Origin of the sequence: Streptomyces rapamycinicus NRRL 5491 (assembly GCF_024298965.1) — a bacterium.
Lineage (GTDB): Bacteria > Actinomycetota > Actinomycetes > Streptomycetales > Streptomycetaceae > Streptomyces > Streptomyces rapamycinicus.
Genome location: NZ_CP085193.1, coordinates 12231397 through 12242297, shown reverse-complemented (window position 1 = coordinate 12242297; position 10901 = coordinate 12231397). Strand labels below are relative to the sequence as shown.

The 10901-nt window shown below is 68.3% G+C and carries 14 protein-coding genes and 2 pseudogenes; 13 read left to right on the top strand and 3 right to left on the bottom strand.

Annotation, left to right across the window (positions count from 1 at the left end; genetic code table 11):
* Positions 1-225: 225 nt before the first annotated feature.
* From LIV37_RS50565 to LIV37_RS50555, 3 genes are read left to right on the top strand one after another with little or no spacing between them, the layout of a single operon-like run.
* Entirely contained in the window at positions 226-633 is a 408-nt protein-coding gene (locus LIV37_RS50565) for a hypothetical protein (protein ID WP_020874800.1), read from the top strand.
* Positions 630-1001, top strand: coding sequence for a DUF6247 family protein (locus tag LIV37_RS50560; RefSeq protein WP_020874799.1), 372 nt, complete (start codon positions 630-632; stop codon positions 999-1001). Before LIV37_RS50565 ends, LIV37_RS50560 begins: the two co-directional genes overlap by 4 nt.
* Positions 998-1294: a hypothetical protein gene (locus LIV37_RS50555; RefSeq protein ID WP_020874798.1), complete on the top strand. Its 297-nt coding sequence runs from the start codon at positions 998-1000 to the stop codon at positions 1292-1294. Before LIV37_RS50560 ends, LIV37_RS50555 begins: the two co-directional genes overlap by 4 nt.
* Before the next feature lie 132 nt (positions 1295-1426).
* Here the strand turns inward: LIV37_RS50555 and LIV37_RS50550 are convergent, their stop codons facing one another.
* Positions 1427-1900 (bottom strand): hypothetical protein, encoded by a 474-nt coding sequence (locus tag LIV37_RS50550; protein ID WP_020874797.1) that lies wholly within the window; start codon positions 1898-1900, stop codon positions 1427-1429.
* Between the two features lie 29 nt (positions 1901-1929).
* Between LIV37_RS50550 and LIV37_RS50545 the strand changes: the two are divergent.
* From LIV37_RS50545 to LIV37_RS50530, 5 genes and pseudogenes are all read left to right on the top strand, one after another.
* Positions 1930-2571 (top strand): annotated as a pseudogene (locus LIV37_RS50545) (pentapeptide repeat-containing protein); the annotation flags it as partial.
* Positions 2572-2755: 184 nt separating this feature from the next.
* Complete coding sequence (locus tag LIV37_RS50540; protein ID WP_254807205.1) at positions 2756-4237, top strand: pentapeptide repeat-containing protein; 1482 nt, start codon at positions 2756-2758, stop codon at positions 4235-4237.
* Positions 4238-4266: 29 nt separating this feature from the next.
* Positions 4267-4467 carry a hypothetical protein gene (locus LIV37_RS50535; protein WP_254807204.1) on the top strand — a complete coding sequence of 67 codons (201 nt, stop codon included), beginning with the start codon at positions 4267-4269 and terminating at the stop codon, positions 4465-4467.
* Between the two features lie 617 nt (positions 4468-5084).
* Positions 5085-5216, top strand: a complete 132-nt coding sequence (locus tag LIV37_RS51975; RefSeq protein ID WP_276064846.1) for a hypothetical protein — start codon at positions 5085-5087, stop codon at positions 5214-5216.
* Between the two features lie 270 nt (positions 5217-5486).
* A complete protein-coding gene (locus LIV37_RS50530) occupies positions 5487-5690 on the top strand; it encodes a hypothetical protein (protein WP_254807203.1) in 204 nt (67 codons plus the stop codon).
* A 79-nt stretch (positions 5691-5769) separates the two neighbouring features.
* Here LIV37_RS50530 and LIV37_RS50525 read toward each other — a convergent pair whose 3' ends face one another.
* Positions 5770-6120 (bottom strand): Pepco domain-containing protein, encoded by a 351-nt coding sequence (locus LIV37_RS50525; protein ID WP_020874794.1) that lies wholly within the window; start codon positions 6118-6120, stop codon positions 5770-5772.
* A 186-nt stretch (positions 6121-6306) separates the two neighbouring features.
* Entirely contained in the window at positions 6307-6972 is a 666-nt protein-coding gene (locus LIV37_RS50520) for a TetR/AcrR family transcriptional regulator (RefSeq protein ID WP_214664177.1), read from the bottom strand.
* Between the two features lie 96 nt (positions 6973-7068).
* Between LIV37_RS50520 and LIV37_RS50515 the strand changes: the two genes are divergently transcribed.
* The 5 genes and pseudogenes from LIV37_RS50515 to LIV37_RS52370 all read left to right on the top strand — a co-directional run bounded on the left by LIV37_RS50515 (position 7069) and on the right by LIV37_RS52370 (position 10882).
* Positions 7069-7740, top strand: a complete 672-nt coding sequence (locus LIV37_RS50515) for an NADPH-dependent F420 reductase (protein WP_202979687.1) — start codon at positions 7069-7071, stop codon at positions 7738-7740.
* A gap of 38 nt (positions 7741-7778) precedes the next feature.
* Positions 7779-8774: an alcohol dehydrogenase catalytic domain-containing protein gene (locus LIV37_RS50510; RefSeq protein ID WP_020874791.1), complete on the top strand. Its 996-nt coding sequence runs from the start codon at positions 7779-7781 to the stop codon at positions 8772-8774.
* A 369-nt stretch (positions 8775-9143) separates the two neighbouring features.
* A complete protein-coding gene (locus LIV37_RS50505; protein ID WP_121826412.1) occupies positions 9144-9566 on the top strand; it encodes a peptidase in 423 nt (140 codons plus the stop codon).
* A gap of 172 nt (positions 9567-9738) precedes the next feature.
* A pseudogene (locus LIV37_RS50500) lies at positions 9739-10493 on the top strand (response regulator transcription factor).
* The gene (locus tag LIV37_RS52370; RefSeq protein ID WP_338119188.1) at positions 10490-10882 is read left to right on the top strand and encodes a hypothetical protein; all 393 of its coding nucleotides are present in this window, start codon (positions 10490-10492) and stop codon (positions 10880-10882) included. Before LIV37_RS50500 ends, LIV37_RS52370 begins: the two are co-directional and overlap by 4 nt.
* Positions 10883-10901: the final 19 nt, after the last annotated feature.

Sequence of the window (10901 nt, the reverse complement as noted above, 5' to 3'; positions counted from 1 at the left end):
GGCTTGGTGCACCTCCTGAGCCACGCCCGCGCCCGGTGGGCTCGATACCGTCGGTTCCGAGCTGAATGGACATCATGACGATGGCCCCCCGGCCGAGGCCGAGCAGGATGAGCACGGGTCGAGCGAGGCCGGACCAGCAAGGCGGCCCGGAGCGTTGAATACTAGACTTTGAAAGTCTAGTCTTGTTCGGGTGGATCACCGTTAACGGCGCCCGATGGAGGAGATGTGAGAGCCGCCGACAGCACGGCGCGCCCTGGCCGCCTGGTCTGGATGGACACGGACCTGTGGAAGGGCCAGGTGAAAAAGCGCGCCGAGGACGACGGCATGGCCCGTGCCCGCTCGCGGGTCCTCGAGGCGCTCCTGACGGCATACGCCGAAGGGGCGCTCGACGCACCCGTTCCGGCCGGCAGCACATTCGGCACGGCGGAACGGGGCGGATGCCGCGCCTACCTCGACGAAAACGTGTGTGAGAGAGCAGAGAACAGGTGGAAGAGGCAGGAGCGGGACCGCCGAGGAGGCGACCCTGGGTTCGGGCTGCTGTGTGAGGTACTGCTGCGGGAGTACGCCGAGGGGCGTGTCGCGCTGCGGATCACCGCAGCTCCCTCCGGGGGCACAGGGAGCGTGGCGGCATGAGCGAAACAGCAGCGGACGGACACGGGCCCCTGATCCCGCAGCCCAAGACCACGGCGGAGGACCTGCGCGCGGCTCTGGTGCAGATCGCCCCGAACCAGGTGGCCGCGTTCGACGCCGAGCGGACGGCTGCGGTGGAGGCGGCCCGCAGCCAGGTCGACGCGGCCCCCATGCGCCGGTTCCTACGGCGGTGGGCGCTCACGGTGGCAATCGAGCGTGTACCTGCTCGTGCCGCGCGCCTGAGCGAGCTGGAGGCCCGCGCAGGGCAGGTGGAGGAGCTGGCCGAGGGGCGTGCCATCGCCGCCGAGGTGGCAGCCATCCATGCGGAGGCAGCGGCTGAAGCCTGCATCGACGGGCGGAGCGCCGGGTGACCGAGGACGCCGGGCAACGGTGGCGCTGGGAGTACGAGCCCGACTACGAGCAGGTCGCGAAGGGGTTACCCGAGCGCGTGGTTGCGGAAGTGGAGCGACTCGCCGGGCAGCTCGTGGACCTGGCCGAGATGGGCATCGATGTCACGGCCATCGGAGACGGCCCGAGACCAGGAGTCACCGGCGGCGTGCGGCGCCTCCCGGTCCTGGAAGACGGGTTCATGCTGATCCTGCCACTCCCCCGCCTGCGACTCGTCGCCGTTACCTACATCTGCCCCCCGTTCGCCGACCTGTAGCCCCGTGCACCCGCAACGCCGTCTTCCACGCCACGGGCCGACCGGCCGCACCGCCGCCTCACCGCCCACGGAGGTGGAGGCCCGCGCGGCCGTCCGCGTCCTCACGCACGACACCGGTCCGCCGAGCGGCCGCTACCGCTCACCGAGGGATGCCTGCCGGGCAAGGAACTCCTCGAACGCCGCCTTCTGCTTCGGATCCATGAAGCCTTCGCGGACATTGCGGGCCTTCTCCTGGAGCCAGTGCGCCTCGTCGGGGTCCAGTAGCTCGGCGACCACCACGCCTCCGCGAGCGACCGCCGTGCGCCCTCCCACGCGACGACGAAAAAGCGTGAACGCGCCGAATTCCACTGGGTGGGCCAACTCCGGCTCCTCCACCACGGCCCGGTCCCCTTCCCCGACCCCACTCGTCGGGCAGGCGGTGGGCGCCCAATGCTCCCAGAGCGCCAGCGTGGCCGCGGGCACCAGCACCGCACGTTCCGCCTCTCCACGCCCCTCCCACATGAACGTGACAGTGACCGGCTCGCCGACCGCCTCGGCCAACCCGAGCACCCTCTCCATCTCGTCGTTGATCGGATAACCCACCACCACATCGATCCGAATGCCCATGGTGCCTGAGGCTACTGGCCGCTTCCGACATGCCGGCCCAAAGCTCCTGCGCCTCATCGACCACGGCGCACCAGGTGGACCGTCCGAAACCGGTGATCTCTCCGGTGGCCCCGTACTTGGGCCTGGCCCCTCGTTCCCATCAGGATGGCCTCGACTGTAAGCCGCACCAGGCGGAGAGTTGGCATCGCACGCCCGAGCAAGTACAGCCCTTCAGCCCGCCACGAGTGAAAGCCCCCGGAGCTCCCAGGCCAATGAGTACTCCCCCGGACCCCGCACCGTCTGCCCCTTCCTGGCCGTACTGCGGACATGGTGCCGAGGACGCCACCGACCCCGTCGGCTGTCCCGGAATCAACGTCCCTGGCCAATCCGCGTGTCTGGCCCACCTGAACAGCACCGACCGCGACGCATACCTCACCGGTCTGACCCCCGGCACAGACGTCGACCACCGCGGCACCCGCTTCACCGCACCACTTCTCAACGCTCTCCTCCAAGCGCTCAAGGATCCCACCACCGGAAAGCCCCACTTCGGTACCGCGAGATTCGAAGGCGCGGAGTTCGCGGAGGAAGCCGGATTCCACCGGGCGCGGTTCTCCGGCACAAGCCACTTCGGCGGGGCGCGGTTTTCCAGCACCGCCAGATTCGGCGGAGCCGACTTCACCCACGACGCCGGGTTCGAAGGCACCCAGTTCACCCAGCACCGCATGGTTCGACGGTGCGCGCTTCTGTGGTGGCGCCCTGTTCAGCCATGCACAGTTCGCCGAGGCCGCCTGGTTCGGCGGGGTGCGGTTCGCGGGTACTGCCAGGTTCGGCGGAACGTGGTTCCAGGACGATGCCAGGTTCGGCGGAGCGCACTTCTTGGGCAGTGTCGGGTTCACGAGCGCGCGCTTCTCCAGCACCGCCTGGTTCGAGGGCGCGCGGTTCGCCGCAGACGCCCGGTTCGAGGGGGCGCTTTTCTCCGGCATCGCCGGGTTCGGCGGGGCGCGGTTCACCGACGACGTCTGGTTCGGTGGAGCGCGGTTCGCGGGCAGCGCCGGGTTCGGTGGGGCGCGGTTCTCGGGCACCGCCCGGTTCGGCGCAGCGGATTTCAGCGATGAGGCCCGGTTCGATGAGGCACGCTTCGCGAGCACAGCCTGGTTCGACGGGGCGCGCTTCGCGGGCGATGCCCGGTTTCACCGGACGCAGTTCGCCGAGGATGCCCGGTTCGGCGGGGCGCGGTTCTCCGGCATCGCCGGATTCGACCTGGCCCGGTTCCGCGGTGGCGCTCTATTTTCCCAGGCGCAGTTCACCGACGTCGCCCGGTTCGACACGGCGCTGTTCTCGGGCACCGCCAGGTTCGAGGGGACACAGTTCGCCGGCGACGCCTGGTTCCACCTCACCCAGTTCTCCGGTGACGCCCTGTTCCCCCAGGCCCGATTCACGGCGATGTCGTGGCTCGGGCCGGTGGTGTGCGCGAAGACGGTCGAGCTGTCAGGTGCGCTGTTCGAGGTACCGGTGACGCTGGAGATCGCAGCGCGTGAAGTGCGTTGCGAGCGGACTCGGTGGGAATCGACGGCCACGTTGCGCCTGCGCTACGCCACGATGGACCTCAGCCACGCCGTGCTCTTCTTCCCCGTGGCAGTCAACGCTCACCCCGTCCCCTTTACACACGGCGGCACGATGGCGGACGAGAGCCTGCTGGCAGGATCCCAGCACGGCGTACGGGTGGCCTCGGTACACGGGGTGGACGCCGCGTACCTGGTCCTGACCGACACCGACCTGAGCGATTGTCTGTTCTCCGGTAGCTTCCACCTCGACCAACTCCGCCTGGAGGGCCGGTGCAACTTCGCGGCCACCCCCACCGGCCTCCACTTCCGCCGCTCCATATGGCCTTACTGGTGGACCCGGCGACGCACCCTGGCCGAAGAGCACCACTGGCGCGCGCAGACGGCCGGCCAATCGCCCTCGCCTACGGGGCAGGCGCCCTCTCCCCGGCACTGGCGCACCGGGCCGCACCACCCCGACCCCGGCCGCACTCCCGACCCGGAGCACCTGGCCGCGCTCTACCGGCAACTGCGCAAGGCTTTCGAGGACAGCAAGGACGAGCCCGGCGCCGCCGACTTCTACTACGGCGAGATGGAGATGCGCCGCCACGACCTCGTCGGCACGCCGCCCGGCGAACGGGGCTTGCTGTGGGGTTACTGGCTGACCTCCGGCTACGGTCTGCGCGCCTCCCGCGCCCTGGTCTGGCTCGCGGTGGCCATGACCGCCACCATCGCGTTGATGATGGGCCTGGGCCTGCCCGACTCCTCCCGAAACAGACGGCGTCCGGCACCATCCCCGCCGCTGGCGGACGAGTGACACTGGCCGTGGACAAAGAGGACCCACGGTTGACCCTGCCCACCGACGACCGCTTCACCATGAAACGCTTCGACAAGTCGCTGCAAGTGGTACTGAACTCCGTCGTATTCCGCTCCAGCGGTCAAGATCTCACCACCTGGGGAACCTACACAGAGATGGTCAGCCGCTTCACCGAACCCGTACTGCTCGCTCTCGCCATCCTCGCCATGCGCAGCCGTATCAAACGGTGAGATGACTTGACCGAGGATGTCGTGGAGCGCGGGTGCGGATGAGATCTGCGCGTGTGGCGCCAGGTAGCCAAACACTCCCCAGACGCCGCACCAAACAGTGCAAGCTATGGCTTGACGGCGAGCACGGGTCGCGGGCGAGGTGGAGGCGATCAGCCGCGCGCCGACCGCCAGGCCGACGGGCGTCAAGACCAACCACCAGTATTGCCACACAACTAGGTAGTCCCACGCGCTCTGGCGAATCATTATCACCACGGCGCAGTAGCTGATGGGAGATGCGGCGTAGCCGAAGCCCAGCAGCGGCGCTGCCAGCGGCGGAGTCCCGGCTGCCTTGGCGGCCCGGACGGCCGGGGTGGCGCTGACGGGGGCAGGGGCGCCCCGACGGCCAGGGTGGTACTGACGGGGGCCGGGGCGGCGGCATGCTCCGGGACGGCGTCGCTGGGTACTGACCGACGGGAGGTGTTGTGGCTGCTGTGGTGGCTCCGTGGCGGTCCACCGCTGCCGGGAGGAAGGTGAAGGCGTCGTGGATGTCGGTGACCGTACGCAGCAGTTGCGGGTTGCCCCGCTTGTTGTACGCCTGGTGAAGTATGGACACCCGTTCCTGGGCCATCTTCCTGAAAGTGTCCAGGGTCAGCGCGCCCTGGTGGGAGGCGACGACGTCCGACACCGCGCGGGAGAAGATGCTGAACGATTCGCCGGGCGTCGTGCCGCACTGGACGCCTTCCACCATGGGTTCGTGGTCGCGTACGTAGAGGGAGAGCTGGGCGGGGGAACAGCCGTAGACGTACGCCACCTTGCGCCATAAAGCGGCGGCCGTCTTCTGCCGCCCCCATTCCGTGACGCCCGCCACGCTCATCGAGGCCGCTGCCTCGATACCCTCCCGGCAGGCATCGATGAGGAAGACAACGTGGCCGGCGAGTGTCTCGTCCAGCTGTCGCCGCCAGTCGATGGGCACGCAGCCGGACTCGAAGGATGGGTGTCCTCGTCAATGTCCTCGGGACGAGGTAGTCCCGGCCCGCGGCGTGGACACCGTGCCCACTGAGGAAGATCACCAGGGTGTCACCCCGGCCTGCACGACGCAGGAATCCGGCGACACGGGCGTCGATGAAGTTGGCCGAGATCTGTTTGCCACCCTCCCGTTGGGCGAGCACCTGCACCTCGTGGAAGCCTCGGTGCCGGAAGGTCGCGCCGAGGCGTGCGAGGTCGGCGGGGATGAAGGGCAGTGAGTGAATTCCCCGCATGTCGTAGTTGCTGGCCCCGATCAGCAGGGCGCGGTGCTGTGGCATGGCCGGCTCGGCACGGCGCCTACGGGCGCTTGAAGGTCAGAGTGAGGCCTCGCGTGCCCTGCACCTGGCCGGTGCCAATGAATTGGACGCCACCGGTCGCAGTGACCTGGAAGGACAGTTGTGCCTCGGCCAGCGGCAGGGTGCCTCCGCAGTTCGCCACATCAGCAAACACCTCTTGTAAGGCGTCAACCGCCTCGGCGAGATTCTGACGCAGCGGGCCAAGCGGGACGGAGCGGAGCACCGCGTCCCCGCTGCGGTTGAACAGCCCCATCGAGTCGTAGTCGGCGTGGTCATCCTCGTCAGTGGCCTCGACCCAGAAGGGAAGGGTGCGCTCGTCGAGCCGCGCGAGCCGGTCCTCCGCACCTTGCATGCGGTGCCCCCAGTATGTGCGTCGGTTCCCGTCAACGCCGGTGGGTCATCAGACGGAACATACTACGCATCAGGAGCTACAGCTGAGCCCTTATTGGCCGCTTGCAGACGTTGGGCGCTCGGTGGGCGAGAGGCCGTCCGGCCGGAGAGACGTTTCCAGTCCGTCGGACCCGCACCAGCCTGTGCTTTACCTCTGCCTGAGCTGTTTGCGGTTGGCTGTCAGGACTTCGTCGGACAGTCCGGGGTCGGCCTCGGCGACAGCGCGGGAGACCACCAGCGCGCCGACCATCTGACAGAACAGCGCCACTGCCTGTTCACGGGCTTCTGCCGCCGTCGGTTCGGCGCCGGATTGGTGCGCGCAATCGAGCACCATCTCGGTGATGGCGCTGAAGTACCCCTCGAGCCCGCGTCGGTACTCGGCCTGAGATGTGGCGCCGTGGCGTCCGGCATCGACTGCCAGGGCGGCTGAGGCGCAGCCGGTTTCCGGGTGATCACGGTGGGCGGCCGTCACGTATATGTCGACCATGTCGTGCAGGGCTGCCCGGGCGGAGCGGGGATGTGCCTCGCGGATGGCGGCGAGCGCGTTGAGCGAGTCGGCGAAGCCCTGACGGTAGACTTCGAGGGCGAGGTCTTCCTTCGAGGAGAAGTGGTTGTAGAACCCTCCGTGCGTCATCCCGGCGGTCTTCATCAGCTCCTCGATGCCGATCCCGTCGATGCCGTGCAGCCTGAAGCCTTCGCCTGCTGCCCGGACGATCTTTTCGCGGTTGAGCTTCTTCTGCTCCTGGGTGATGCGTGGCACCTCGGACACCTCCTCGACAAGACGGCACCGCTGCGTGCGGGCCGAGGTCGACATCTCGCCCCACTTTGATGGTATCTGACATCAAAACAGGTGTCCACGCACATGCTCCGGCTTGACAAGTAATGATGCCGATGAACATCATAAATTTTGATGGTGAACGACATCAAAGAGGCGGGTCGGGCCCACGAACCGCCTGAACGCCTTGAGAGGAAGACGCTGGTGGACTTCGGAATTATCGGAGCGGGCACGATCGGGCAGGGCATCGCCGGGCATCTCGTGACGGCAGGTCATCGCGTCGTCCTGAGCAACAGGCGCGGCCCGGACACACTGAGTGACCCGGTGGCGCGGCTGGGGCCGCTGGCCACCGCCGGAACCGTCGCCGAGGCAGCCGCGGCCGAGATGGTGTTCCTCGCAGTCAGGTGGCCGGACATCCCTGCCGCGCTGGCCGACGTGTCCTCTTGGGACGGCCGGATCCTGGTCGACACCAGCAATCAGATCACCGGCCCGACACCGAGAGACTATGTCGACCTCGGTTCGGAGACGGGCAGTGAATTCGTCGCCCGCCACGCCCCGGGCGCACGCGTGGTCAAGGCGTTCAACACGCTGTACGCCCAGTACATCGTGGTCGACCCGCGGCACGCGGAAGGCCGGCAGCTGCTCTTCTACGCCGGGGACGACGCGGACGCGAAAGCAGATTTCCATGCGGTTGCCGACGAGATCGGCTTCGCGCCGATGGACGCCGGGTCGTTGCGGGAAGGCGGCCGGCTGATGCAGCCCGGCGGCGGCCTGCTCTCGGCCCTGCACGCTCTCAAACAGGACTGAGCGGAGAAGATCATGACCCAGCACGACAGGGGCATCACGTGAAAGCCCTCGCTTACGAAAAGGCCCACTCGCTCGGCGCGTTCGCCATCGAGCTCATCGACACCGCGGAACCACGGCTGCGCGACACGGATCTGCTCATCGGGATCTGCGCCGTGGGAATCAATCCGGGCGAAGCGCTGATCCGGCAGCTGCGCGGGGCTGAACCGGGCGGACGAATCATCTTGGGGTGGGAGTTCGCCGGGGTGGTGGAAGCCGTGGGACCGGAGGCCACGGGCTTCGCAGTCGGCGATCGCGTCATGGGCACCGGAGACATGACACGAGACGGCGCCTGGGCGGAACGGCTCACGGTCGACCATCGTGTGGTGGCGAGGATTCCGGACCAGCTGTCCTTCTCAGACGCCGCGTCCTTGCCCATCGGCGGCCTCACGGCCTGGGAGGCACTGTTCCGCGATCATGACAGCTTGGCGGCGGGAATCGACCGGGTGCTGATCGTCGGCGGCGCCGGCGGCGTGGGGACGCTGGCGACACAGCTGCTGAAGAGCAGGACCTCGGCCCTGGTGGCGAGCACGGCCTCGCGTCCCGAATCACGCGAGTGGTGCACGAGGACGGGAGCGGATCTGGTCGTCGACCACACCGGAAACGTGCCCGGTCAACTGCGTGACGCCGGTGTCGACCGGATCGACCTGGTGTTGTCCACTTCGGGGACCATCGGCAATGTCGGCTGGATCGCCGAGATCCTGCGGCCGTTCGGTCACCTTGCCGTCATCGATCTGAACGGTCCCCTCGATCTTGGACCGCTCGTCGGCAAATCCGTGTCGCTGCACACCGAAACCGTCTTCAGCAAGATCATGGCCGGTGGCGACATCGCCAGCCAGGGCAGGATCCTGGCCGAACTGGCAGCGGATTTCGTCGCGGGTCGGCTGCGTCCCATCGCCACGACGGTGCTCAGCGGCCTGAGTGCGGACACGATGAGAGCAGCCCACGAACTGGCCGAGAGCAGGCGGACGATCGGGAAGACCGTGATCAACATTTGAGCCCGTCCGTCTTCTCCTACCTGACCACCCCTCGGACAGCCCGCTTCATGAAAGCGCGAGGCGAGGTCTGCTCACGGCTCCGAGCAGGGCAAGTGGGGGGGTGCGGCCGGAGAGGTGTGCCGGGGCTCGCGGGCTAGTCCGGCAGCGCTGATCCCGAGCGATCACCCACTCCTGCCAGTCCTGCTCGGCCAGAGGACACGCCACCGCAAGTGACCAGCGGCTTCGCGGAGGCGGCGGAAGATTGGCCGTTTGCTGGTCAGGTCCTGTCGTTTGCTGGCCTTGACCTGGATGAGGTGTCTCTAGGGTCGTGTGGGTCCCCCGGGAGTCCGGCTTTCGGGTCCCGTATTTCGACTGTTCTGGAGACGCCTGATGCGTGCATTGCCTCGTCGTGCCCTGACCGCCGCCGCCCCCGCTGTTGTTCTTACCTTCTCCCTGGTGGCCTGCGGTGGTGGTGCCGACTCCGGTGGCTCGAAGACCGCAGACCAGCAGCAGTCGGCGCAGGGCGCCGACAGTGCCGGGAATTCCGGGGCGGAAGGAGAGGCCGGGGAGGAGGCAGGCGAGGAGAAGGAGCCACCGCTGACCGGTGCGGTGAAGAAGAAGGCGGAGGCGGCGGCACTGGCCAAGTTCCCCGGAACGGTTGTGAAGTCCGAAGAGGATGTCGAGAAGCCGGGTATGTACGCGGTGGAGGTCAAGCAGTCGGACGGCACGACGGTGGAGGTCTACCTCGACAAGAGCTACACGGTCACCGACACCAAGCAGGAAGGCACCGAGGAGAAGGAGAACGGCGGCTGACGCGCCATCGCCGTGGCGCCGCTGCCGCTGCTCGGCCCGGCCCGTCGCTCCCGCGGGCCGACCGGACAGCGGGGGTGCCCCCGATCGCTGTGTCGCATCGTCCGTTTCCCCGCGCCGGCAGGTTGTGATGAACGCTGCGACTGCTGCTGGGCAGCTGTGCGAGCCTTTCGCCATGCGGCTGCTACTGATCGAAGACGACGACCGGCTCGCCGGTCCGATCACCGAAGGGCTCGTGCGCTACGGGTTCACCGTCGACCGGGCGCGCACCGGTGCCGCCGGACTCGCGGGGGCCGCGGGGATCCGGATCTGGTGCTGCTCGACCTCGGGCTGCCCGACATGGACGGTCTGGACGTCTGCCGCCGTCTGCGCACCCGGTCCGCGATCCCTATCATCATGATCACTGCCCGAGGTGAGGAAGCCGACCGGGTCGTCGGATTGGAGCTCGGGGCGGACGACTATGTCGCCAAGCCGTTCGGCGTGCGGGAGCTTGTCGCCCGCATCCGGGCCGTGGCCCGTCGCTCCGCTGGCCACCTGGCCCTGGCGGCGGACGCCCCGGGATCCGCCGAGATGCCTTCGGCGTCCATGACCCGAGCCGGTCCGCAGCGGCTGGGGGTGCTGGAGATCGACCGGCGCACCCGGGAGGTCCACCTCGACGGATGTGAAGTGGCCCTGTCTCCACGGGAGTTCGACCTGCTCGCCTATCTCGCTCAGGATCCCGGCGCGGTGCACTCCCGGCAGCAGATCATGGACACGGTATGGGACCCGCACTTCTTCGGACCCACCAAGACACTGGACGCGCACGTCGCCGCCCTGCGCCGCAAGCTCGGTGATCCTGCCTGGATCACCACCGCGCGCGGTGTCGGCTTCCGCCTCACCGTCCCCGCCGGGCAGCCCGGCGACGGCTCGCCTCCCAAGGCCGTGTCATGACCCGCCGCCTGCTGCTGAGCTACCTGGCGCTGGCACTGCTCGTACTGGTGGGTCTCGAGATCCCGCTCGGCTACTTCTACGCCCGTGGGGAGGAATCCCGCTTCTCCCAGGGAGTGGAACGCGACGCGTCGATGCTTGCCGAAGTCGCCGAGGAGAACATCGAGAAGCACAACCTGGAGGCCCTGCCGAGCTGGCGAGGGAGTACGCCGACGACACCGGCGCTCGCGTCGTGGTCGTCGACCGCGACGGCCGCCTTCTCACCGACTCGGCAGGCACTGCTGCCACCGGGGCGGATCTATCCGGACAGCCGGACATCGCCGCCGCCCTGCGAAACAAGGCCACCACCGCCACCCGCAAGAACGCACGGGGCGGTGACGCCCTGGCGGTGACCATGCCGGGCTCCTCCGG